This is a genomic window from Rhizobium pisi (assembly GCF_003938655.1).
GTDB classification, from domain to species: domain Bacteria; phylum Pseudomonadota; class Alphaproteobacteria; order Rhizobiales; family Rhizobiaceae; genus Rhizobium; species Rhizobium pisi.
The window spans coordinates 134,998-158,418 of record NZ_RJJT01000006.1; the positions used below are offsets into that span (position 1 = coordinate 134,998).

The 23,421-nt window shown below is 60.6% G+C and carries 23 protein-coding genes, 5 tRNA genes and 1 pseudogene; 13 read left to right on the top strand and 16 right to left on the bottom strand.

Going from position 1 to position 23,421, the window contains the following annotated elements; all coding sequences use genetic code 11:
• Positions 1 to 92 precede the first annotated feature (92 nt).
• The 3 genes and pseudogenes from EFD55_RS34305 to EFD55_RS10205 all read right to left on the bottom strand — a co-directional run.
• Positions 93 to 245 (bottom strand): annotated as a pseudogene (locus tag EFD55_RS34305) (ATP-binding protein); the annotation flags it as partial.
• A 115-nt stretch (positions 246 to 360) separates the two neighbouring features.
• A tRNA-Arg gene (locus EFD55_RS10200) sits at positions 361 to 437 on the bottom strand.
• Positions 438 to 494: 57 nt separating this feature from the next.
• Positions 495 to 800 (bottom strand): ETC complex I subunit, encoded by a 306-nt coding sequence (locus tag EFD55_RS10205; RefSeq protein ID WP_125844868.1) that lies wholly within the window; start codon positions 798 to 800, stop codon positions 495 to 497.
• Between the two features lie 635 nt (positions 801 to 1,435).
• On the opposite strand from EFD55_RS10205, the gene EFD55_RS10210 reads away from it, so the two are divergent.
• Positions 1,436 to 1,512: transfer RNA gene (locus EFD55_RS10210), tRNA-Pro, on the top strand.
• Between the two features lie 70 nt (positions 1,513 to 1,582).
• On the opposite strand, the gene EFD55_RS10215 is transcribed toward EFD55_RS10210, so the two are convergent.
• Entirely contained in the window at positions 1,583 to 2,071 is a 489-nt protein-coding gene (locus tag EFD55_RS10215) for a DUF192 domain-containing protein (protein ID WP_125844870.1), read from the bottom strand.
• Between the two features lies 1 nt (position 2,072).
• Positions 2,073 to 2,651: a cold-shock protein gene (locus tag EFD55_RS10220; RefSeq protein ID WP_125844872.1), complete on the bottom strand. Its 579-nt coding sequence runs from the start codon at positions 2,649 to 2,651 to the stop codon at positions 2,073 to 2,075.
• Between the two features lie 193 nt (positions 2,652 to 2,844).
• Here EFD55_RS10220 and gloA point away from each other — a divergent pair, with 193 nt between their 5' ends.
• The 5 genes from gloA (at position 2,845) to EFD55_RS10245 (ending at position 5,203) form a co-directional block, all read left to right on the top strand.
• A complete protein-coding gene (gene gloA, locus EFD55_RS10225) occupies positions 2,845 to 3,285 on the top strand; it encodes a lactoylglutathione lyase (protein WP_125844874.1) in 441 nt (146 codons plus the stop codon).
• A gap of 166 nt (positions 3,286 to 3,451) precedes the next feature.
• The gene (locus EFD55_RS10230) at positions 3,452 to 4,528 is read left to right on the top strand and encodes a D-Ala-D-Ala carboxypeptidase family metallohydrolase (RefSeq protein WP_125844876.1); all 1,077 of its coding nucleotides are present in this window, start codon (positions 3,452 to 3,454) and stop codon (positions 4,526 to 4,528) included.
• 196 nt (positions 4,529 to 4,724) lie between these two features.
• Positions 4,725 to 4,799: transfer RNA gene (locus EFD55_RS10235), tRNA-Glu, on the top strand.
• A 77-nt stretch (positions 4,800 to 4,876) separates the two neighbouring features.
• Positions 4,877 to 4,951, top strand: a tRNA-Glu gene (locus EFD55_RS10240).
• Positions 4,952 to 5,128: 177 nt separating this feature from the next.
• Positions 5,129 to 5,203: transfer RNA gene (locus EFD55_RS10245), tRNA-Glu, on the top strand.
• A gap of 47 nt (positions 5,204 to 5,250) precedes the next feature.
• On the opposite strand, the gene recJ is transcribed toward EFD55_RS10245, so the two are convergent.
• The 5 genes from recJ to EFD55_RS10270 form a co-directional block, all read right to left on the bottom strand.
• Positions 5,251 to 7,053: a single-stranded-DNA-specific exonuclease RecJ gene (gene recJ / locus EFD55_RS10250; RefSeq protein WP_125844878.1), complete on the bottom strand. Its 1,803-nt coding sequence runs from the start codon at positions 7,051 to 7,053 to the stop codon at positions 5,251 to 5,253.
• A gap of 162 nt (positions 7,054 to 7,215) precedes the next feature.
• Entirely contained in the window at positions 7,216 to 7,458 is a 243-nt protein-coding gene (locus EFD55_RS10255) for a hypothetical protein (RefSeq protein ID WP_125844880.1), read from the bottom strand.
• 159 nt (positions 7,459 to 7,617) lie between these two features.
• Complete coding sequence (locus EFD55_RS10260) at positions 7,618 to 8,943, bottom strand: homoserine dehydrogenase (RefSeq protein WP_125844882.1); 1,326 nt, start codon at positions 8,941 to 8,943, stop codon at positions 7,618 to 7,620.
• 61 nt (positions 8,944 to 9,004) lie between these two features.
• Entirely contained in the window at positions 9,005 to 10,222 is a 1,218-nt protein-coding gene (locus EFD55_RS10265; protein ID WP_125844884.1) for an LL-diaminopimelate aminotransferase, read from the bottom strand.
• 221 nt (positions 10,223 to 10,443) lie between these two features.
• Positions 10,444 to 10,857, bottom strand: coding sequence for a hypothetical protein (locus EFD55_RS10270; protein WP_125844886.1), 414 nt, complete (start codon positions 10,855 to 10,857; stop codon positions 10,444 to 10,446).
• Between the two features lie 146 nt (positions 10,858 to 11,003).
• On the opposite strand from EFD55_RS10270, the gene phaC reads away from it, so the two are divergent.
• Positions 11,004 to 12,839: a class I poly(R)-hydroxyalkanoic acid synthase gene (gene phaC / locus EFD55_RS10275; protein ID WP_245438452.1), complete on the top strand. Its 1,836-nt coding sequence runs from the start codon at positions 11,004 to 11,006 to the stop codon at positions 12,837 to 12,839.
• Between the two features lie 207 nt (positions 12,840 to 13,046).
• Positions 13,047 to 14,402 (top strand): DUF2778 domain-containing protein, encoded by a 1,356-nt coding sequence (locus EFD55_RS10280; RefSeq protein ID WP_125844888.1) that lies wholly within the window; start codon positions 13,047 to 13,049, stop codon positions 14,400 to 14,402.
• Between the two features lie 30 nt (positions 14,403 to 14,432).
• Here the strand turns inward: EFD55_RS10280 and EFD55_RS10285 are convergent, their stop codons facing one another.
• Positions 14,433 to 15,590 (bottom strand): pyridoxal phosphate-dependent aminotransferase, encoded by a 1,158-nt coding sequence (locus tag EFD55_RS10285; RefSeq protein WP_125844890.1) that lies wholly within the window; start codon positions 15,588 to 15,590, stop codon positions 14,433 to 14,435.
• Between the two features lie 194 nt (positions 15,591 to 15,784).
• Here EFD55_RS10285 and EFD55_RS10290 point away from each other — a divergent pair, with 194 nt between their 5' ends.
• From EFD55_RS10290 to aat, 5 genes are all read left to right on the top strand, one after another.
• Entirely contained in the window at positions 15,785 to 16,540 is a 756-nt protein-coding gene (locus EFD55_RS10290) for a DsbA family protein (RefSeq protein ID WP_125844892.1), read from the top strand.
• Between the two features lie 162 nt (positions 16,541 to 16,702).
• Positions 16,703 to 17,140, top strand: coding sequence for a type II 3-dehydroquinate dehydratase (gene aroQ, locus EFD55_RS10295; RefSeq protein WP_125844893.1), 438 nt, complete (start codon positions 16,703 to 16,705; stop codon positions 17,138 to 17,140).
• A 20-nt stretch (positions 17,141 to 17,160) separates the two neighbouring features.
• Entirely contained in the window at positions 17,161 to 17,634 is a 474-nt protein-coding gene (gene accB, locus EFD55_RS10300; protein WP_125844895.1) for an acetyl-CoA carboxylase biotin carboxyl carrier protein, read from the top strand.
• 4 nt (positions 17,635 to 17,638) lie between these two features.
• On the top strand, positions 17,639 to 18,994 hold the full coding sequence (gene accC, locus EFD55_RS10305; protein WP_174824496.1) for an acetyl-CoA carboxylase biotin carboxylase subunit: 1,356 nt from the start codon (positions 17,639 to 17,641) through the stop codon (positions 18,992 to 18,994).
• 7 nt (positions 18,995 to 19,001) lie between these two features.
• Positions 19,002 to 19,616: a leucyl/phenylalanyl-tRNA--protein transferase gene (gene aat / locus EFD55_RS10310; protein WP_125844897.1), complete on the top strand. Its 615-nt coding sequence runs from the start codon at positions 19,002 to 19,004 to the stop codon at positions 19,614 to 19,616.
• A gap of 30 nt (positions 19,617 to 19,646) precedes the next feature.
• Here the strand turns inward: aat and EFD55_RS10315 are convergent, their stop codons facing one another.
• From EFD55_RS10315 to gatB, 5 genes are all read right to left on the bottom strand, one after another.
• A complete protein-coding gene (locus tag EFD55_RS10315; protein ID WP_125844899.1) occupies positions 19,647 to 20,087 on the bottom strand; it encodes a DUF2155 domain-containing protein in 441 nt (146 codons plus the stop codon).
• Positions 20,088 to 20,201: 114 nt separating this feature from the next.
• Positions 20,202 to 20,600 carry an NADH:ubiquinone oxidoreductase subunit NDUFA12 gene (locus EFD55_RS10320; RefSeq protein WP_125844901.1) on the bottom strand — a complete coding sequence of 133 codons (399 nt, stop codon included), beginning with the start codon at positions 20,598 to 20,600 and terminating at the stop codon, positions 20,202 to 20,204.
• A 104-nt stretch (positions 20,601 to 20,704) separates the two neighbouring features.
• The gene (locus EFD55_RS10325) at positions 20,705 to 21,175 is read right to left on the bottom strand and encodes a GNAT family N-acetyltransferase (protein ID WP_125844903.1); all 471 of its coding nucleotides are present in this window, start codon (positions 21,173 to 21,175) and stop codon (positions 20,705 to 20,707) included.
• 7 nt (positions 21,176 to 21,182) lie between these two features.
• On the bottom strand, positions 21,183 to 21,686 hold the full coding sequence (locus EFD55_RS10330; RefSeq protein ID WP_125844905.1) for a GNAT family N-acetyltransferase: 504 nt from the start codon (positions 21,684 to 21,686) through the stop codon (positions 21,183 to 21,185).
• A 3-nt stretch (positions 21,687 to 21,689) separates the two neighbouring features.
• Positions 21,690 to 23,192 carry an Asp-tRNA(Asn)/Glu-tRNA(Gln) amidotransferase subunit GatB gene (gatB, locus tag EFD55_RS10335; protein ID WP_125844907.1) on the bottom strand — a complete coding sequence of 501 codons (1,503 nt, stop codon included), beginning with the start codon at positions 23,190 to 23,192 and terminating at the stop codon, positions 21,690 to 21,692.
• Between the last annotated feature and the right edge of the window lie 229 nt (positions 23,193 to 23,421).

Below are 23,421 nucleotides of genomic sequence, written 5' to 3' on the forward strand. Positions count from 1 at the left end.
GCTGACAGCGCGCGGATGATCCCGCCGGGAGGGCTTAGCCTCACCGGGGGGATCATCCGCGCGCTGCGTTTTTCGACGGGTGTCAGCCGGCCTTTCGTGGCGCGGCTTACGAGGCGATAGCTGTCGCGATTCATCTCGAGGATGTTGACGTGGTGGGTGATGCGGCCCAGCAGAGCGCCGGTCAGGCACTCGGATCCCAAGGTCTCCGTCCATTCGTCGAACGGAAGGTTGCTGGTGATCAAGGTGGGACGCCCGTTCGCCGCCGTATGCTGGATTGGCTGGACGGCGATCGAAATGTAAGCGCCCCGTGACCAGACCTCCTCGCGCTGGTCACGGGGCGGCTTCAAGGCACTGAATTTGTGGCGACCCCTGCAGGAATCGAACCTGCGACAACCTGCTTAGAAGGCAGGTGCTCTATCCAGCTGAGCTAAGGGGCCGTCTGCTGGCCGCACCCAAGAAGCGCGGCCGGATGCGGCATATGTGGACGAGAAATGTCAGTGCGTCCAGGGCTGCGTGCGGGTATAGCGGAAATTATCCGGATAGGCGACAACCTGGCGGACCGGATCCTTCGGCGCGATGACACGGTATTCGATGCCGTTGCGCTGGGCATAGGCTTCGGCGAGTGCCTGCGTTTCGAAAGTGAGCTTCACCTGCTGGCGCATGTCGCCGGAGGAGGTGTAGCCCATGATCGGATCGATCTTGCGCGGCGACTCCTGATCGAATTCGAGCACCCAGAGATGAGTCTTGGCCTTGCCCGACTGCATGGCGGTCTTGGCGGGACGATAAATCTTGGCGGACATGACTGCAGTCTCCGAATATATGATCTCAATCCCGTCACCGGGCCTTTGCTGCATCATGATGGGATAAAGCAAAGAGATGAGTTTTGCTTATCCGCGAATCCCCCGCTTTTCAAGAAAAAAGGCGGTGCATGCGGTCGTTGCCGGCTCCATGCCCGGAGCGAGCGACATCAAGGGAACAGGGATATCGATGACCGACGCGGCTGTGGATATACCCTGCCCCGCCAGCTTTACCGCAGTTTGAAATATAAGGGATTTTCGGTTGGGTTGCGCAATATTACCGATTGTCTCATCTTGTGATTGCAACCTGATTGCCGCATACGGCGCTCGGCACTAGTTTACGGCCCAATCAGGTTTAGTGGATTTGCAGTCATGATGAGACGTTCGGCAGAGTTCAATGCCATTGTGATCGGGGCGGGCATTACGGCTTTCTTCTACATGGCCATCAGCTACGCCCAATATGTCGGCCTGCTCGGCCAGGGCTGAGCAGCGCTTGTTCTCGCGTCCAGTTGCGCCCGGCAGGGCAAACCGGCGGCACATCACGTTTTTTGGAAGTATCCACATAATCTCCTGCAACGACTGGATTATGGGGTTGCGACGGTGGAGTGAACCGTGTATTCCCCCTGCCATTCACGGCACGGAGTGTAGCGCAGTCTGGTAGCGCATCTGGTTTGGGACCAGAGGGTCGGGAGTTCGAATCTCTCCACTCCGACCATTCAATATCCCGATATTTCTGAATTCATTGAGATCCGCGCGATCGCTCGTATGCCGATTGCATCCGGCCGTCACTTCGCCTTGCTTGTCGTCGTGGCGCTCACGATCTTGTCGCCCGGCTTGATTCCGAGCTTGGCGACGATGCCGGCGTTGAGTTCGACGACATATTTCACCTCACCCATCGAATCGATGATGTCGCGCGAATAGGGCTTGGCGTTTTCCTTGATGTGGCGGATCGTACCGGTGTCGTCTGCAAAGAGCATGTCGAGCGGCAGTATGGTGTTTTCCATCCACATGGCAACGCGCCGCGATTGGCCGAAATCGAAGATCATGCCGGCATCGTCAGCCATCGTCTTGCGGAACATCAACCCGCGGGCACGCTGTTCCTCGGTCGTGGCGATCTCGACGGTAAAATGCAGCATCTTGCCCGCGACGTTCTGGATGAGCAGCGGCTCCTTTTCGAAGCGCACCTGCTCCTCAGCCAAGGCGGGCAGCGCAACCATGAAAAAAAGCGCCAGGATGGCGCTTCTGATCGCGTGAAACAGGACGAAGCCGCGCATATCAGTGCGACCGGCTTGCCGGACTCGGAACGTCTGGATGGATTTCTGCAGCCATCAGGCCTTTTTCGCCGTCGCCGAAGCGGACGAGAACGACCTGGCCGGGGCGCAACTCCGTCAGGCCGAAGCGGCGAAGCGTCTCCATGTGCACGAAGATGTCTTCCGTCCCCTCGCCGCGCGTCAGAAAGCCGAAGCCCTTGGTGCGGTTGAACCACTTGACGAGCGCACGCTCGAGCCCACTCGTCGCGGTGACCTGCACATGTGTGCGCACCGGCGGCAGCTGCGAGGGATGAACCGCCGTCGACTGATCCATCGAGAGGATCTTGAAGGCCTGGTAACCGCGTTCGCGGCGCTGAACGAGAGCGACGATGCGCGTTCCCTCGAGGATCGTCTGGTAACCGTCGCGGCGCAGGCAGGTCACATGCAGAAGAACATCCTGCATGCCGTTGTCTGGCACGATGAAGCCGAAACCCTTGGCGACGTCGAACCACTTGACGACGCCGGTGATTTCAACAAGATCGACCGCCTCTCCCGATAGCTCGTCGAGGTCGGAGTATTCGTTCGATGAAATCCTATCAGCCATTTCGCCAGCCCCTCGAATACGCGTCACACTGTTACGGTTAACTGATTCTTGAAATCAAGATTAACATCTTGGTAACGGATAAGCGCAAGTCCTAGTTTTCAGTTATTCCCAGCTGCACATTCTATAAAGATGACTTGCCCGAAGCTGACCTCGGCTCGCTGAAAAAGCCAGCCCCAATAAAGGAGTAGATAGAATGCGTTATCTCCACACGATGGTTCGCGTCAAAGACCTGGATGCTTCGCTCGCCTTTTATACGACGTTGTTCGGGCTGGAGGAGATCCGCCGACACGAAAACGAGAAGGGCCGCTTCACCCTGGTTTTCCTGGCCGCCCGCGACGATCTCGACCGTGCGCGCAACGAAAAGGCTCCCTGTCTCGAGCTTACCTACAACTGGGATACGGAAGATTATAGCGGAGGACGCAATTTCGGCCACCTCGCTTATGAGGTCGACAACATCTACGCCACTTGCCAGAATCTGATGGACAACGGCATCACCATCAACCGGCCGCCGCGCGACGGAAACATGGCCTTCGTGCGCTCTCCGGACGGCATCTCGATCGAAATCCTGCAGAAAGGCAGCCCCCTTCCGGCCGCCGAACCCTGGGCTTCCATGGGCAATACCGGCGCCTGGTAAGCTTTCCTGCCGCAAGGCTTTTGCGAGGCTTGCGGCTTTTTCGATTTCGGGTCCGGCCGGCGCCTTGGCGCTTGCCGCGATCCGGCCCCGCAGGCAATCTCCAACCGACTCGAAGCGGAAGATGGCGTTTTTCGCACATTTTCCGCATCTACTGGAGACGGCTCGCTTGCGTAATACTGAGATGCGGATGCCCCTGACGGGCGCGTTGCTGATCGCCACCTCGATGCTGGCGCTGTCCGGCTGCGTGTCGAACAAGAAGGCGCTCGATTCCGCCGCAGCCGCTCCGGCGGCGCAGGCCGCAACGGTCCCAACAGTTCAACTTGCAACGGCTGCGCCCGCAAAATCCGGCCCGCGCTCGGTCTATAGCGACCCGCAGGTGGTCAATGTATCCGGCGCTCAAGCCGCGCCTCAGCTTATCGCGCAAAACCCGAATGCTGCCGCCCCACCGGCAGATCCCGCGACGGCAGCACCCGCCAATATCGGCGGGCTCGTCATGCAGTCGACCCGGATCAACGCGCAGGCGATGAGCATTTTTTCGGATCACCAGCCGGGGCCGCAGAACAACAGCACATCCACCGTCATTCAGCCGCAGGCTTATGCGCCGGCGGAAGGTGCCGCACCGGCAAGAAGTGGCGTCTACAGCCAGCCTGCCGCGCCAGAACAGGCGGCGGAGCCGGTGCTGCCACAGCAATCCTCGCAGAATACGAGCACACAGGTTGCGCCCGTTCAAACCGCATCATTGGCGACGGGCAGCATTCCGACCTCGACGACGAACGCGCTCTACAGTGCTCCGAAGCAGAACCTGCTCGGCAGTCTCTCCGGCCTCCTGCACAAGGCCGCCCTTCCCGGCATGACGCGCATCGCGCCGAACGGGCTGCATCTCCAGAACGACAATGTCGAGGTCGGCTGTTTCAAGCCAGACCTGTTGAAAGTGATCAAGACGGTCGAAACCCATTTCGGCCGGCCCGTTGTCATTACTTCGGGCTATCGCGACGAAGAGCATAACCGCCTGGTCGGCGGCGCCGACGAATCGATGCACAAGAGCTGCGAGGCAGCCGACATCCGGATCGACGGCGTGCCGAAATGGGATATCGCCGCTTATATCCGCTCGCTGCCGGACCGCGGCGGTGTCGGCACCTATTGCCATACGGATTCGGTCCACCTCGACACCGGCAAAACACGCGACTGGAACTGGGGTTGCGGTGGTAAACGCGCGCCTATGGCGACGGCAAGAGCTATCTGATTCCATCGGGCGAAACGGCGTGACGCGACGTCAGCTCCAACCGACGGACTTCCAGCAACGCCCACAAACCGTTGATTCGGCTAACCTAATCCCAAACAATCTACCAGCCGAAATATAGTCATTTTTTTGATAAAAATCGAATTTGCCGCTTGCGGGATCGAAAGGGCCTGACTATAAGGGCGCCACCACGAAGGAAGCGCCCTTCGTCTATCGGTTAGGACACCAGATTTTCATTCTGGGAAGAGGGGTTCGACTCCCCTAGGGCGTGCCACTTTCTCTCCTTATAGAACCCATTGCATCCGCTTGCAGAAGCCTGTGTGCGCGCCTATTTTAACGAAGTTGGCTCGCGCGCCCTTCGTCTATCGGTTAGGACGACAGATTCTCATTCTGTAAAGAGGGGTTCGACTCCCCTAGGGCGTACCATCTTGCTGTGTGAGGCCCGTCAGCCTGTCCCCGTCGCTTGATCTTTTTCGGCTTCGCTGCCGTGCGAACCGTGATTTTCCACAGCAGCAAAAAAATCGGCGAAAACGATGATTTTTTCGCGCCTTGGCGCTTGCGGCTTTCGAAGGTGCTGACTATAAGGGCGCCACCACGAAGGACGCGCCCTTCGTCTATCGGTTAGGACACCAGATTTTCATTCTGGGAAGAGGGGTTCGACTCCCCTAGGGCGTGCCAGTGTTTTCCCGCTAAATCCTTTATTCGTCAGCGCTTTTCGCGGCCATTCATTTTGCCGGTGCTGCATCGAAGACACGCAGCTGGATGCGGCGTGCACCCTGGTAATGATCGGCGCCGAGCGCGCCTGCGACATGGAGGTTCGCGCCCCGTGAATTGAGCAGAAGACCGCCGAGGGCGGTATCGGCGGCGCGGAAGGCGATGCCGTCGAGTCGCGATCCGTCCATTGCCTCCAACGTCACCTTCACGTGTTTCTCGCCGACCAGGCGCGCGTCGCGCACGCGATGCGCCGGCACGGCGAAGAGCGGCTGCGCGTGGCCCGAGCCATAAGGGCCGGCAGCCTCCAGGCGGTCGATGAGTTCGAGGGTGGCGCCGCTTGCGCCGATCGCGCCGTCGATCTTCAGCGTCTCGTTGGCAACGAGGCTCGCCACCGTTCTCGCCGCCTTTTCCGTGAAGAAAGTCCTCAGCCTGCCCAGATTGTCGCGCTCGACCGTCAGCCCCGCGGCCATTGCATGGCCGCCCCCCTTTACGAGTATTCCCTCGTCGACCGCAGCCCGCACCATCTTCCCCATGTCGAAACCGTTGATGGAGCGGCCGGAACCAGTGCCGCGGCCCGAGGGATCGAAGGCAATCGCGAAGGCCGGCCGCTTGAACTTCTCCTTCAACCGCGCCGCGATCAGCCCGACGATGCCGGGATGCCATTTCTCATGGGCGGTGACGATCACGGACGCGCCCTCGCCGTCGCCATATTCGGCGAGTGCCTCGGCTTCCGCCTCCTGCAGCATCATTGCCTCCATCGCCTGACGTTCACGGTTGAGCTCGTCGAGGCGCTGTGCGATCACATCCGCCTCTCCGGCATCGTCGAGCGTCAGCAGGCGGCTCCCCAGCGCCGCATCGCCAATCCTCCCACCGGCATTGATGCGCGGGCCGATCAGGAAGCCGAAGTGATAGGGCGTCACCGGGCCTGCGAGCCCTGCCTTGCGGAAGAGTGCGGCAAGGCCGGCATTGCTCTGGTGCCGGGCGGCGACCAGCCCCTTGACGACATAGGCGCGGTTGAGGCCCTTCAGCGGTACGACATCGCAGACCGTCGCAAGCGCCACGATGTCAAGCCACTGCAGCAGGTCGATCGCCAGGATGCGTTTGTTGCCGGCCGCACGCAGCAACCGCAGCGTCGCAACCAGCACCATGAAGACGACGCCCGCCGCACAAAGATGCCCCTGCCCCGAGAGATCATCCTCGCGGTTCGGGTTGACGAGCGCATGGCAGCGCGGCAGCTCATGTGTCACCTGGTGGTGATCGATGACGACGACATCGATGTTGCGCGCGGCAGCAGCCGCAAGCGCCTCATGACTGGTGGAACCGCAATCGACGGTGACGATCAGTTGGGCGCCGTTGTCGATCAACTGATTGATCGCCGCCGGATTGGGACCGTAGCCTTCGAAGACGCGATCGGGAATATAGATGTTCGCCTTCACGCCGAAATGGCTGAGAAAGCGGAACATCAGTGCCGAGGATGCCGCGCCGTCGACGTCATAATCGCCGAAGATCGCGACGTTCTCGCCGCGCTCGATCGCGCTCACGAGGCGGGTGGCGGCTTTTTCGCAGTCGGTCAGGGTATGGGGGTCGGGCATCAGGCCACGGATCGTCGGATCGAGGAATTCGATCGCCTCGTCCACCGTCACACCGCGCCCCGCCAGCACGCGGGCGATCAGATCCGGCAGTCCGTGGATCTGCGACATGGCCAGCGCACGATTCTGTCCGGCCTGATCGAGCCGCGCGACCCAGCGATTGTCGAGCGCGGATTTCTCCACGCCGAGGAACGCACGCTGTACGGGATCGACGAGATCTGCCATGCCAAACTCCGCTGACTTCATCTGCTCTTTCTACAGGAGCAGCGGAGATAACATAGCGACGGGTTTGCAGACACGGATTTTTACCAAAGCATGTCGCGCGATAACGACACGCGTAGAAATAAATCTCGTAAAGCGCGAGCAAATCTGAAAGATCGCGACATGCTAAAGCACGGCCCAGACGATCAGGGCGATGCCCGCGAGCATCACCAGCAGGAACGAAAACAGCGTCAGCAAAATGGCCCAGTTGCGGCCTGCCGTGTATTCGTCGCCGTCAGCCCCATCCTGAGTCTCTTCGAGAATCTCACGGTGGACCGGCTTGAGGATTTTCTCAAGCACATCGGGACGGTTCGGCGGCACCTCGCGCGGGCGGCCATACCCCTTCCCGGCATGGCTGTCCTTGCTCATGAAATTCTCCACGCCGACGACTCACCATCTCCGGTTTTATTTATATCAATATTTTCGCATCTGTTAATATAGACTTCCGTTAGGGAAGGTTGAACAGATAATAAAAAACCGCCCTGCCAGAGACAGGGCGGCGTTCGTCCCGTTTCGGGATAAAAGGGTTCAGCCTTCCTCTTTCGGCCGCTCGATGCGAATGACCTGCGGCTCGCCGAAGAGATACCCCTCCGACTTGATGGAGGCGACGGCCTTGCGCACCGACTCTTCCGTCGTCGCGTGAGTGACGAGAATGATCGTCTGGTGATGCGAAGGCGACAGATGCTGCTTGGAACGCTGGACGATCGATTCCAGCGAGATGTGGTTTTCCGCCATGCGGGTTGCGACGCTTGCAAAGACGCCGGTGCGATCGAGTACGGTAAGACGGATGAAATAGCCGCCCTCGTGGCTCTGCATCTGCGCCTTGCGATAGGGCTCCAGCGCCGCTGCAGGATGGCCAAGCACCGGCACGCGCTGGGCGCCCGGCTGGCTCTTGGCGATATCGGCAATATCGCCGAGCACCGACGAGGCCGTGGCATTGCCGCCGGCACCGGGGCCGACCATCAGCAGTTCGCCGAGCACGTCGGATTCGATCGCCACCGCGTTGGTGACGCCGTCGACCTGGGCGATAACCGAATCGACCGGCACCATTGTGGGATGGACGCGCTGCTCGATGCCGGTATCGGTGCGCTGGGCAACGCCCAGCAGCTTGATGCGATAACCGAGTTCGGCGGCGGCGTGGATATCCTCGATCGAGATGTTGGTGATGCCTTCGAGATAGATGTCATCGGCTGCGATGCGGTTGCCAAAGGCGAGTGTCGTCAGGATCGAAAGCTTGTGGGCAGTGTCGTTGCCTTCGATATCGAAGGCCGGATCGGCTTCTGCGTAACCCAGCCGCTGCGCTTCCTTAAGGCATTCGGCGAAGGAAAGCCCCTCCTTCTCCATCTTGGTCAGGATGTAATTACAGGTGCCGTTCATGATGCCGTAGATGCGCGAAACGGCATTGCCCGTCAGCGATTCGCGCAGCGCCTTGATGACGGGAATGCCGCCGGCGACCGCCGCCTCGAAGTTCAGCAGCGAGCCTTTCTCCTCCGCGATCGTCGCAAGCTCGACGCCATGATAGGCGAGCAGCGCCTTGTTGGCTGTCACCACGTGGAGACCACGCAGGAGTGCCGCGCGCACAGAGATGTTGGCAGCCCCCTCGGATCCGCCCATCAGCTCAACGAAGACGTCGATATCGCCTTTCTCGGCAAGGTCTTCGGGCCGGTCGAACCATGTGACGCCCGAAAGATCGATGCCGCGGTCCCGCGTCCTGTCGCGCGCGGAGACCCCCGTGATGATGATCGGACGCCCGCAGGTGACGGCAAGCTCGTTGCTCTTCTGCTGAATGATACGGACAAGCGAGGCGCCAACGGTGCCCAAGCCCGCAATGCCGATTTTGAGGGCATCTGCCATGGATCGATCCTGAAATGTCTGTGTGGCGGCAGCCGCATGACGCGGCTGCCCAACGGTTGGATTAGCGGTGTGCGTTCAGCGAAATGACGTTATGCATCGTCTCGTCTGCCGTCGACATGAACTTCTTGATGTTGCGCGCAGCCTGGCGGATGCGGTGTTCGTTCTCGACAAGCGCCAGACGGACGTAGTCGTCGCCCATTTCGCCGAAGCCGATGCCCGGGGCAACGGCGACGTCGGCCTTCTCGACCAGCAGCTTGGAGAACTCAAGCGAACCGAGATGACGAAACTTTTCCGGGATCTTCGCCCAGGCGAACATGGTGGCAGCCGGCGGCGGCACGTCGAAGCCGGCCTTGCCGAAGCTTTCGACCATGACGTCGCGGCGACGTTTATAGACGTTGCGGACTTCCGCAATGTCGGAACCATCGCCGTTCAAAGCATGGGTCGCAGCCACCTGGATCGGCGTGAAGGCGCCGTAATCGAGGTAGGACTTCACGCGCGTGAGCGCCGCAATCAGCCGCTCGTTGCCGACGGCAAAGCCCATGCGCCAGCCGGGCATGGAGAAGGTCTTCGACATCGAGGTGAACTCGACCGTCACATCCATTGCGCCCGGCACTTCAAGAACCGATGGCGGCGGAGCGCCGTCGAAGTAGATTTCCGAATAGGCGAGATCCGAAAGCACGATGATATCGTGTTTCTTGGCGAAGGCGATGACGTCCTTGTAGAAATCGAGCGTCGCGACGAAGGCCGTCGGGTTCGAGGGGTAGTTGAGGATCAGCGCTAAGGGCTTCGGGATCGAATGGCGGACCGCGCGTTCAAGCGGCGGGAAAAAGCTCTCGTCCGGTTCCACCGACATGGAGCGGATCACGCCGCCCGCCATCAGGAAGCCGAAGGCGTGGATCGGATAGGTGGGGTTCGGGCAGAGGATCACATCGCCGGGCGCGGTGATTGCCTGCGCCATGTTGGCGAAGCCTTCCTTGGAGCCCAAGGTGGCGACCACCTGCGTATCCGGGTTGAGCTTGACGCCGAAACGGCGGGCATAATAGGCGGCCTGGGCGCGGCGCAGCCCGGGAATGCCCTTGGAGGACGAATAACGGTGGGTGCGCGGATCCTGCACGACCTCGCACAACTTGTCCACGATCGCCTGGGGAGTGGGAAGGTCAGGGTTTCCCATGCCGAGATCGATGATATCGGCGCCGCCCGCTCGCGCGCTTGCTTTCAAACGGTTGACCTGTTCGAAAACATAAGGCGGCAAACGCCGGACTTTGTGAAACTCTTCCATTTCATTCCCCATGGAAAGGCGGCCTTTCGGGCCGCGGTCGAAGTTCGTTCCGTCTCCCGGCGGCTGCGACACGAACTTCAGAATCGCAACGCCGTATTCATCAGACCCAAGCCAAGCGGCAAATCTTTGACGAAAAGGCCGCGCAGCGCGCATTATCAGGAAAATTGCATCTTCCGATCCACCCGGAAGGCTTTGCGTCCAAATCGCCTGAAAGGCAAGGTTTATTTGGAGATTTCGGAGAGCGTATCAGCGCCGTGTTCGGCGGCAAGGCGGCGCATTTCGGCGACCTTGGCCTGGTATTCGGCTTCCGAGATCGTGCCGGCCTTGCGCCGGGCGGCGAGTGCCGTCAGCTGATGCTGCAGTTCGGCCGCCTGTTCATCGCTCATCTGAACGTTGGCGGCCGTCAGCGGCGCGCCGAAATTCGGATAGCCGTCCGGGTACTTCGCAAGGCCGCCTTCGACCGCCTCGCCCTTGGTGGCCGGCATGACGACGGCGGTCGGCGCCGCTCGCTTGGCGGCGGCCGCGGCCTTCTGTTCCGCCGTCAGATTGCACCCGGCAAGGGCCATCGCCGCCGCGGCGCAGATCAATGCGGTGCGGTTGAAGGTTGCGATGCGCCGAATGCCGTTCTTCGTCATGCCTCAAAATCCAGTTCTGACTGCTTCGACTGTTAAATTTGTCGCCGCCACAAAGCAATAGCATGAGCGGATGCTGGTGGAACTTGTTTTCTCGTTCGGTCGCGATGTACAACGAACTGATAAAAAGAGTGCTGCCGCCGGAGGAAATGGTGACCGACAGCAAGCAGGAGAATGGCGGCAAGGCCGGTTTCGATGCGACCGATCTCGATCCTTATCTGTTGAAGGATCCTGAGGCCATGACGATGAATTTCGCCCGGGCGCTCGAAAATCTCGGGAAAGCGGCCTCTGCCTGGCTTGCGCCGCGCGAACGCGGCGAGATCGCCGACAGCGTCGTCGACCCGATGACCGACATGGTCAAGACGCTGTCCAAGGTCACCGAATACTGGATTGCCGATCCGCGCCGCACTTTCGAGGCGCAGACGCAGCTGATGTCCTCGTTCTTCGGCATCTGGATGCGCTCGATGCAGCGCATGCAGGGCGAGCCGACGCCAGCCGAGCCGGACACCCGCAAGGACAAGCGCTTTTCGGACGAGGACTGGCAGAAGAATCCCTTCTTCGATTTTCTGCGCCAGGTCTATTTCGTCACGTCAGACTGGGCCGAGAAGCTGGTGTCGGAGACCGATGGCCTCGACGAGCACACCAAGCACAAGGCCGAGTTTTATGTGAAGCAGATCACGGCAGCGCTTTCGCCGAGCAACTTCGTCGCCACCAATCCGCAGCTCTACCGCGAGACGATCGCAACCAGCGGCGAAAATCTGGTGCGCGGCATGAAGATGCTGGCCGAGGACATCGCAGCCGGAAAGGGCGATCTTCGCCTGCGCCAGACCGACATGACGAAATTCGCCGTCGGCCGAGACATGGCGCTGACGCCTGGCAAGGTGATTGCCCAGAACGATATCTGCCAGATCCTCCAATACGAAGCGTCGACCGAAACGGTGCTGAAGCGGCCACTGCTGATCTGTCCGCCCTGGATCAACAAGTTCTATATTCTCGACCTCAACCCGCAGAAATCCTTCATCAAATGGTGCGTCGACCAGGGGCAGACCGTCTTCGTCATTTCCTGGGTCAACCCGGATGCGCGCCATGCCGAGAAGGACTGGGCGGCCTATGCCCGCGAGGGCATCGATTTTGCGCTTGCAACGATCGAGAAGGCGACTGGCGAGAAGGAGGTCAACGCCGTCGGCTACTGCGTGGGCGGCACGCTGCTGGCGGCAACGCTGGCGCTGCACGCCAAGGAAAAAAACAAGCGCATCAAGACCGCGACGCTCTTCACCACACAGGTCGATTTCACCCATGCCGGCGATCTCAAGGTCTTCGTCGACGAGGAGCAGCTTGCAGCGCTCGAAGAGCATATGCAGGCGGCCGGCTATCTTGACGGTACGAAGATGTCGATGGCCTTCAACATGCTGCGCGCCTCCGAGCTGATCTGGCCTTATTTCGTCAACAACTATCTCAAGGGTCAGGAGCCCCTGCCCTTCGACCTCCTGTTCTGGAACGCCGATTCGACCCGCATGGCGGCTGCAAACCATGCCTTCTACCTGCGCAACTGCTATCTCCGGAATGCGCTGACGCGGAACGAGATGATCCTCGACGGCAAGTCCGTGTCGCTGAAGGACGTGAAGATCCCGATCTACAATCTCGCCACCCGCGAGGATCATATCGCGCCTGCCAAATCCGTCTTCCTCGGCAGCCAGTTCTTCGGCGGCAAGGTGGAATTCGTCGTCACCGGATCGGGACATATCGCCGGCGTCGTCAACCCGCCCAATAGGAAGAAGTATCAATACTGGACGGGCGGCCCGGCAAAGGGAGAATACGAGGACTGGCTCGAGCAGGCGAGCGAGACGCCGGGATCCTGGTGGCCGCATTGGCAGGCTTGGATCGAAACGCAAAACGGCAGGCGCGTGCCAGCACGCAAACCCGGCGGCGACGCGCTGAATGCGATCGAGGAAGCCCCGGGAAGTTATGTGATGGAACGCGCCTGAGAAGGCGCGCGCATCTCTTTTTGGGACGTCCAGAAAAAGAGCGACGACGCGTAAACAAATTAGAAACCATAATTCGTCATCCTTGCGAAACAAGCCTGAAGTCGCACTTGGTCCAAATTCGGCCCATTTGCGCCTTTACCGGCCCCGGCGAAGTTTATTCAGTCAGTGCCGCCGGCCTGCGTAGCGAGTTTGAAAGACGAGTGTAGTATGGCGTTAGCGGTAGGGACGTTCGATGACGTCACCCCTCTTAGCGGATCTGCTTTGCGTTCGCGCAGATCTCGCGGCTTTCTTTACGGTGTCGTCGGCGCCGGACTTCTGACCTCCACATGGCTGATCGCGACCTTCGCGACGATGCATTCGATCGCCCCACCCGTTTCGTCACCCGACGGCTTCACGAAGGTAGCATCCGCGCCGAAGCTCAAGCCGGCGATGAATCATGAACGGCTGATCCACGTCGGCAAGGCTGACCGGCTGGCGGCCTTCGACGCCAAGCCGGTCGTGGCCCTGACGGCCGAACTTATCCATTCGCATGCGAAGAAGACCAATGCTGCCGCAATGGCTTCGCTTGCGCTCGCAAGGAATAGCCGCCTCGTCACGCCGGCTGAACCGCCGGTAGCGGTTGCCGCCGCAACGCCGGCCGCTCCCGCCGACAGCGTAAAATTCGCCGAGGATGATATCGTCACGCCCTCGACGGAGGTTGCCCAGGTCGGGGCGGACGAGGAAAACCAAGACCGCATCATCATTCCCTCCAAGGAGGTCGTTGCGGCCGTCCAACTCCCCGCCCTGCTCGCACTGGCCGATGCCGGGCCGCAGCAGATCGCTCCGGCCCCGGTCGAGCCGGTCGCTTCCGCGGCCAAGACGGCGTTAGCGCCTGCAGAAAAAACGGCGCCCGTGGTCGTTGCAGAGGCCGAAGAGCAACCGCCCTTCGATCTCGTTCTGGCGCCGGACGCAGATTCGGTACCTCTGCCGATGGCGCGGCCCGATGGCCTCGTCGGCAAACCGGCTCCGGCTTCCAAGGGGCAACAGCGCTCCGCCGAGCCTGTCCTCGCCTATGCCAAGCCGAACTCGCCGATCGAGGATGACGAAGACGATGCGGTGCCGCGTTACGACAAGCCGGTCTTCTCACCGAAGCTGCGCGCAGGTGTTGCGATCTACGACATCGAGAACAGCACCGTCTATCTGCCGAACGGCGAACGGCTCGAAGCGCATTCCGGTCTCGGCAAGATGCGCGACAATCCGCGCTATGTGAACCAGAAGATGCGCGGACCGACGCCGCCGCACACCTATGCCCTCACCATGCGCGAGAGCCTTTTCCATGGCGTCGAGGCGTTGCGGCTGACGCCGGTCGAGGGCGCGGACGCGATCTATGACCGTGTCGGCCTGCTGGCCCATACCTACATGCTCGGCAAGAACGGCGATTCCAACGGCTGCGTCTCCTTCAGGGACTACAAGCGCTTCCTCGCAGCTTACAAGCGCGGCGACATCAGGCAGCTCGTGGTGGTGCCCAGGCTGAACGGCAAACCGGCTTCAACGCTTGCCTCGCTGTTTTCGTCGCGTAGCTAAGCGACAGGCGTGGATCGCCGGCCTGGAAGGCTATTTCAGCCAGGCTGCGATTCGTTCCACCGCCTCGGCGATCTCCGCCTGCGAGCCTGCGTAAGACAAACGCAGCGTGCGATGTCCCTCCAGCGGATCGAAGTCCATTCCGGGTGTCGCGGCGACGTTGATTTCGCCGAGCATGCGCTTGGCAAACCCCATGCTGTCATTGGTGAATCTGGAAACGTCGACATAGGCATAGAAGGCGCCGTCCATCGGCGAAGCCGGCGCAAGTCCGATCCTCGGCAGGCGATCGAGCAGCAATTCACGGTTTGCGGCGTAACTTGCCTTGACCCGATCAAGCTCTTCGCCGGCGCCGAGAGCGGCCGCAGCGGCGATCTGGGAGAGTTCCGGCGGAGAAATATAGAGGCTCTGCGCCACCCGCTCGATCGGCCGCACCAAGCGTTCCGGCAGCACCATCCAGCCGATTCGCCAACCCGTCATGCAATAATATTTGGAGAAGGAGTTGATAACGATCGCCTCGTCGGTCAGCTCCAGCGCGCTCGCTTCCTCGCCGGCAAAGGTCAGCCCATGGTAGATCTCATCCGAGATGAAGGCGATGGAATGCGCCGCACAATAATCTGCAAGCGCCTTCAGCCCCTCACGGCCCGTCACGGTGCCGGTCGGGTTGGCGGGGCTTGCGAGCAGCACGCCTTTCAGCCTCACGCCGCTTTCCTTCTGCGCCGCCTCCAGGCTTTGCGGCGTCAGAGTGAAATGGGTCTCGGCCGTCACCGGCACTTCGAGAACCTTCAAACCCAGCGCGCCGAGAATATTGCGATAGGCGGGATAACCCGGCCTTGCGATCGCCACTGCATCGCCGGCATCAAAAAGCGTCAGGAAAGCGAGATTGAAACCCGCCGAAGACCCTGTCGTGACGGCAATTCGAGCAGGATCGATTTCCAGTCCGTGCCGGTCCTTATAGTACCACGCGAGCGCCGATTTCAGCCGTGCTGTCCCCAGCGCATCGGTATAACCGATCCTGCCTTCGGCAAGTGTTTCGCGGGCCGCTGCGAGAGCGGCCTGAGGTGCGGGATGCGAGGGTTGACCGACAGCCATCGAGATGACGGGATGGCCGTTTGCACGCCGTTTCGTCGCCTCCGCCAGGACATCCATGGCGTGAAAAGGCTCAACTTCGCTGCGTTTCGATATGGAAAACAAGATCGCTTCTCGCTCGACTTTTGAATGACGGCCCGACAATTGCCGCAATAATCGGCTCATCACAATCCCGCGAGGACCGCGCGGGGATGAAAAATCCTGTTTGAGGAGCAGAGAACGCGCCGTACCTTGACGCAACGCTCTCAAGTCCATTAACCCGACGATGAGACGATCATACCGCCGATAACGAGGATATCATGGCCTTCTTCCCCACCTTTACAGCAGTGGCGCTTGCCGCATCGATCGCCCTTCCGCTTCCGGCGGCAGCGCTCGACGACCAGCAGAAGAAGGAGTTCGGCGAATTCATCAAGCAATATCTGATCGAAAATCCCGAGATCATGCTCGATGTCCAGGATGCGCTGCAGAAGAAGCAGGAAGCCCAGCGGCTGGTGAAAGCCAATATGGCGATCGAAGAGAATAGCACCAACATCTTCGATTCGAAAAACGACGTCACGCTCGGCAATCCCAAGGGCGATGTCACCGTCGTCGAATTCTTCGACTACAATTGCAGCTACTGCCGTCACGCGCTTCCCGACATGCAGGCGATGCTGAAGAAGGACAAGAACGTCCGTTTCGTGCTCAAGGAGTTTCCGATCCTCGGACCGGATTCGGTCGCCGCCCACAAGGTGGCCGATGCCTTCCGCAAACTCGCACCGGAGAAATACGCTGATTTCCACGTCGCCCTTCTCGGCAGCGCAGGCCGCGCCTCTGACGAAACAGCGATCGCGGTCGCCGCTTCGCTTGGCGTCAGTGAGGACAAGATCCGCGCCGAGATGGCGAAGAGCCCGAATGACGGCATCGTTCAGGCGACCTACCAGCTCGCCTCCAGCCTCGGCATCAGCGGCACGCCCTCCTATGTGATCGGCAACGAGCTGGTGCCCGGCGCCGTCGGGCTCGACGATCTCGAAGCCAAGGTCAAGAACATGCGCAGCTGTGGCAAGACCGCCTGCTGAGCAGGCGGGCTGCCAACCGGGCCGCCCATCAAATCGCCAAAATCGAAGCGTTTCAGCCATGTGGACAAATGTGGCACGATTCCCGCTGGCCAATCCGTAAGGGCTTTCAATCAGCCTTCGCGGAGTCTATAGGTTGCCGTCGTGCATTTTACGGAACATTCGATGACGCAAACAATATTTGTTCTGAACGGCCCCAATCTGAACACGCTGGGCAAGCGAGAGCCTGGCATTTATGGCGGCAAGACGCTCAAGGACATCGAGGCGGACTGCAAGGCGGCCGGCCGCGAACTCGGTTTCGATATCGATTTCCGCCAGAGCAACCACGAAGGCACGCTTGTGGACTGGATCCATGAGGCGGACGAAAAGGCCGTCGGTATTGCCATCAATGCAGGCGCCTATACGCATACATCGGTCGCGCTGCATGATGCGATCCGCGCTATTTCAGTTCCCGTCATCGAGCTCCACATATCCAACGTGCATGCACGGGAAGAATTCCGCCACAAGTCGATGATCGCGCCGGCATGCAAGGGCGTGATCTGCGGCTTCGGGCCTCACAGCTACATCCTGGCGCTCCACGCGCTGAAGAACATCACGGCATAAGAAGAAGACAGGGCAACACCATGGCTGAAAAGAAATCGGGTATCGATCAGGCACTGATCCGCGATCTCGCCAACATTCTCAACGAGACGGATCTGACGGAGATCGAGGTCGAGCAGGACGATCTGCGCATCCGCGTTTCGCGCGCCGGCACGACGCAATACGTCCAGGCACCGATCGCAGCGCCGGCCTTTGCCGCGCCCGCAGCCGCCGCACCGGCAGCAGCCGCTGCCGCCCCGGCCGCAGCTCCCAGCCGCAACCCCGCAAACGTCGTCAGTGCACCGATGGTCGGCACCGTCTACATGGCCCCGGCCCCGGGCGCGCGTCCCTTCATCGAGATCGGCGCGACCGTCAAGGAAGGCCAGACGCTCATCATCATCGAAGCGATGAAAACGATGAACCAGATCCCTTCGCCGAAGTCAGGCAAAGTGACCGAAATCCTCGTCGATGACGGACATCCCGTCGAATACGGCCAAGCCCTCGTCGTCATCGAATAGGCCGATGCCCATGATTTCGAAAATCCTCATCGCCAATCGCGGGGAAATCGCCCTTCGCGTGCTCCGGGCCTGCAAGGAACTCGGCATCGCCTGCGTCGTGGTTCATTCCACCGCCGACGCCGATGCCATGCATGTGCGCCTTGCCGACGAAAGCGTGTGCATCGGCCCGCCGTCCTCGCGCGAGAGCTATCTCAACATTCACCAGATCGTCGCCGCCTGCGAGATCACCGGCGCCGACGCCGTGCATCCGGGCTACGGCTTCCTGTCTGAGAATGCCAAGTTCGCCGATATCCTCGATGCACACGGCATCACCTTCATCGGGCCGACGGCGGACCACATCCGCATCATGGGCGACAAGATCACCGCCAAGACGACGGCGCTGGAACTCGGCATTCCCGTCGTTCCGGGCTCGGACGGCGAAGTGAAGACTGAAGAGGATGCGCTGAAGACGGCCGCCGAAATCGGCTATCCCGTGCTGATCAAGGCGACAGCCGGCGGCGGCGGACGCGGCATGAAGGTCGCCAAGAGTGAGGCCGATCTGATCGAAGCCTGGTCGACGGCGCGCACGGAAGCGGCAGCCGCCTTTGGCAACGACGCCGTCTACATGGAAAAATATCTCGGTAAGCCGCGCCACATCGAGATCCAGGTGTTCGGCGACGGTGAAGGCAATGCCATCCATCTCGGCGAGCGCGACTGCTCGCTTCAGCGCCGCCACCAGAAGGTCTGGGAAGAGGCGAATTCGCCGGCTCTCAACGTCGAGCAGCGCATGAAGATCGGCCAGATCTGTGCCGACGCCATGAAAAAGCTGAAATATCGCGGCGCCGGCACGATCGAATTCCTCTACGAGAACGGCGAGTTCTATTTCATCGAAATGAACACCCGTCTGCAGGTGGAGCATCCGATAACGGAAGCGATCACCGGTATCGACCTGGTGCATGAGCAGATCCGCGTCGCCTCCGGCGGCGGTCTCTCGGTGACGCAGGACGAGGTGCATTTTTCCGGCCACGCCATCGAGTGCCGTATCAATGCCGAGCACCCGCGCACCTTCGTGCCCTCGCCCGGCACGATCACGCATTTCCATGCGCCTGGCGGCCTTGGCGTGCGCATCGATTCCGGCGCCTATCAGGGCTACAAGATCCCGCCCTATTACGACAGCCTCATCGGCAAGCTGATCGTGCACGGCCGCACCCGCGTCGAATGCATGATGCGCCTGCGCCGAGCGCTCGACGAATTTGTCGTCGACGGCATCAATACGACGCTGCCGCTGTTCCAGGATCTCGTCTCCAACCAGGATATCGCCAACGGCGATTACGACATCCACTGGCTGGAACACTACCTCGCCAACACGCCGGCGGCATAGGACAGGAATGGCAGGATCGCGCAGGAAATCACCAGGCATCACCCCTGACATTCTCCTGCGCGCCTATTCCATCGGCCTTTTTCCGATGGCCGAATCCGCCGACGACCCGGAGATCTTCTGGGTCGAACCGGAACTGCGCGGCGTGCTGCCGCTCGATCATTTCCATGTATCGAAGAGCCTTGCCAAAACGGTGCGCAGGCAGCCTTTCGAAATCCGCTTCGATCACGCCTTCGATCAGGTGATCGCGGCTTGCGCGGAAGAGACATCCGGGCGCCCGAGCACCTGGATCAACACGACGATCAGATCGCTCTATTCGACGCTCTTCGACATGGGTCATGCCCATACCGTCGAGGCCTGGGACGGCGATGAACTGGTCGGCGGCCTCTACGGCGTCTCGCTCGGCTCGGCCTTCTTTGGCGAAAGCATGTTTTCACGCCGTACCGACGCCTCGAAGATCTGCCTCGTGCATCTGGTCGACCGGCTGCGGGAAAGAGGCTTCACCCTGCTCGACACGCAGTTCACCACCGAGCATCTAAAGACGTTCGGAGCCATCGACGTTCCGAAGGCAGACTATGCGGTGATACTGGCCGCGGCGATGGAGTCGCCTAATCTAAAGTTTTAAGCCAAATACTGTATGCTTCGGCATCGCGCGTTAGCGGGCTGGCGCCTTGGCGTTATCGGGAGCCGGGACATCTGAGCTTGTCTTGCAGTCCTTCAGCCAGACGTCGTAGATCGGATGCTCGACGGCGTTGAGGCCGGGGCTGTCGGCGAACATCCAGCCGGTGAAGATGCGGCGGATCTTTCGGTCAAGGGTGATCTCGTCGACTTCGACGAAGCCGTCGATCTTCTGCGCTTCCGCCTGGTCACGCGAATAGCAGGCCTTCGGTGTTACCTGCAGCGCGCCGAACTGGACCGTCTCGTTGACATAGACGTCGAAAGTCGTGATCCGGCCGGTGATCTTGTCGAGACCGGAGAAGACGGCAACCGGGTTTTCGATGCGCGCGGCGTTTGCCACGGCCGGCGGAAGCAGGGCCGAGAGCGCCAGCAACAATCCGGCGGCACGCAGGACCATGTTCCGCGTGAAGAGCTTCATGCACCCGTCTCCAGACATTTTCAGTTCAAGGCCGCGGTCAAGCGCGGCCAACCTGCGGGTAAAGGTCAATTGTGGCTAAAAGCCGAGCCTGAGGATCGGCCCTGTCGAGCCGTCTCAGTTGCCGGGCGTCCAGGCGTCGTAATCGCCGGTGACGCGCGGACGTTCGCCCGGAACGGCGATGGAGCCCGGCGGGCGATAGGCCTGCGGCGAACCGGTATGGTTGGGACGATGAGGCTTCTGCCATTCCTTGGCCGTGTAGTTTTCCTTCGACGGGGGAACGTCGGTACGATGATGCATCCAGCCGTGCCAACCCGGCGGAATAGCGGAAGCTTCGGCATAACCCTTGTAGATCACCCAGCGCTTCGGCAGGCCGTAAGAGGACATGCCGCCCTCGTAATAGACGTTGCCGAATTCATCCTCACCGACGCGCTTGCCGAAACGCCAGGTCGCAAAACGCGTGCCCATCGTCTGACCGTTCCACCAGGTGAAGGTTTGAACCAGAAGATTCCACATGTCTTTTCCTTGTGCCCGTCAAAACACGAGCGAAACCAGAATTCATTTCTTCGCTTATGCCGTCGCAACGCCGAATTGTCCAGCGATTCCACGACAGCCGCGGGTCATTTCAAAGCCATCTTGAAGCCGAGATGAGAGGGCTTAAAGCCCAGCCTTTCATAGAAACGATGGGCGTCCTTGCGCAGTGCATTCGAGGTTAACTGCACCAGCCTTAAACCGCGGCCTTTTGCCTCGGCAATGGCGAATTCGATCATCGCGGCACCGATCCCCTGCCCGCGCATATCGGCCCGCGTCTGCACCGCCTCAATGATCATCGCCGAAGAGCCGCGGCCGGTCAGCGAGGTCGTCACCATCGTCTGAAAGGTGCCGACGACTTCGCCGCCATATTCTGCGACGTAAAGCGTCTGGTCGGGCGAAGCCTCAATGACGGCGAAGGCCCGGGCATAATCGGGAAAAGCCGCGGGTTCCGTCGTATCGCCGTGACCGCCGAGCGCATCGGCGGCAAACAAAGCGACGAGTGCCGGCAGATCATCTTTCCGCGCCTCGCGAACAAGAATGTCGGACGATTCGAGCATCACGACCTCAATGCCCTTCGAGCGGTTTTTCGAAAATCAGCGCTGGAATGCCGGATTGTCCGGACGCAGCATTCTCGTTGCGGCCGACCTCGGTGAAGCCGTGTGCGCGATAGAAACCGATCGCGGCCGTATTCCGCGGTTCGACTTCGAGACGCATGATCTCCGCATCCGGGAAGCAGGTTTCGAGTTCGGCGAAAATATCCCGGCCGATGCCCTGGCGCTGCAGCGTCGGGCCGACATAGAGGAGATGCAGCATGACCGTTTTCGTCAACGCCTGCGACATTGCCGCATAGCCCATGCCGCCGATGTTGCGGCCATCGTCGGCCACGAGGAATTCGGCATCCTTGCGCACTAGGCGCGCCTTCAGCGCCGCCGGCGTAAAGAGATGGGCGATCAGTTCGTCCACCCTGGCCTTGCCATGGAGGCCGTCATAGGTGGCGTGGAAGCTCTCCGCCAGAAGGGCGCGCACCTTCTCCAGGTCGCGCTCTCCAGCGGTGCGGACGAAATACACCGCTTACTCCTCGATGCCGAGCTTCGCCTTGACGAGCGCCTGGACGGCCTGCGGATTGGCCTTGCCACCGGTCGCCTTCATCACCTGGCCGACAAACCATGCCGCCATGGTCGGCTTCGCCTTGACCTTTTCGACCTGATCGGGATTGGCGGCAATGATCTCGTCCACGGCCTTTTCGATCGCGCCGGTATCGGTCACCTGCTTCATGCCGCGCGATTCGACGATCTCGGCGGGATCGCCGCCCTCAGTGAGCACGATCTCGAAAAGATCCTTGGCGATCTTGCCGGAAATGGTTCCCGCCTTGATGAGATCGATGATGGCGCCGAGCTGAGACGGCGAAACCGGCGTCTGCTCGATATCCTTGCCAGTGCGGTTCAGCGCGCCAAGCAGATCGTTGATCACCCAGTTTGCCGCGGTCTTGCCGTCGCGGCCTGCCGCCACGGCCTCGAAATAATCGGCGATCGCCTTTTCGGAGACGAGCACGGAGGCGTCGTAGATCGACAGACCGAGCTCTCGCACGAAGCGCTCCTTCTTGTCGTCAGGCAGCTCCGGCAGGTCGACTTCGAGCGCCTTGATGAAGGCATCATCGAATTCGAGCGGCAGCAGGTCCGGATCGGGGAAATAACGATAATCGTGCGCATCCTCCTTGGAACGCATCGAGCGTGTCTCGCCCTTGTTCGGATCGAAGAGGCGCGTCTCCTGGTCGATTTTGCCGCCATCCTCCAGAATGCCGATCTGGCGGCGGGCTTCGTATTCGATCGCCTGGCCGATGAAGCGGATGGAGTTGACGTTCTTGATCTCGCAGCGCGTGCCGAAGTCCTCACCCGGACGGCGAACGGAGACGTTGACGTCGGCGCGCATCGAGCCTTCGTCCATGTTGCCGTCGCAGGTGCCGAGATAACGCACGATCGAGCGCAGCTTGGTCATATAGGCCTTGGCTTCATCGGACGAGCGCATATCAGGCTTGGAAACGATTTCCATCAGCGCAACGCCGGAGCGATTGAGGTCGACATAGGACATGGTCGCGTGCTGGTCGTGCATCGACTTGCCGGCATCCTGCTCCAGGTGCAGGCGCTCAATGCCGATCTCGATATCTTCGAACTGGCCCTGGCGGTCCGGCCCGAGCGAAATGACGATTTTGCCCTCACCGACGATCGGATCCTTGAACTGCGAGATCTGATAGCCCTGCGGCAGGTCGGGATAGAAATAGTTCTTGCGGTCGAACAGCGAGCGCTTGTTGATCTCAGCCTTCAGGCCGAGGCCGGTGCGCACCGCCTGCTTGACGCATTCCTCGTTGATCACGGGCAACATGCCTGGCATGGCGGCATCGACCAGCGAGACGTTCGAATTCTGCGGCTTGCCGAATTCCGTCGAGGCACCGGAGAAGAGCTTCGAATTGGACAGAACCTGGGCATGGACTTCCATGCCGACGATGACTTCCCAGTCGCCGGTGGCGCCGGGGATGAAGCGTTTCGGATCGGGCGTGCGGACGTCGACAAGGGTCATCTGATACTCTTTGCAGGCTGTTCTTTTCCACTGGTGAGGTAAAGGAAATGGCGTGCCGGTGCAAGGCTTTCGCGGAACTGTGCAGCAGTTGCGGCTGGCCGCTTCCGCCCGGACCGGGAGGCGGCATTGCACTGGGGCGGCTACGCATTCCGCATAAGCCGGTCGATCGACACGAGTTATGACCGCCCCCAGTTGTCAGTAACCTCTATCTTCAGCAAAATGTCGCTTG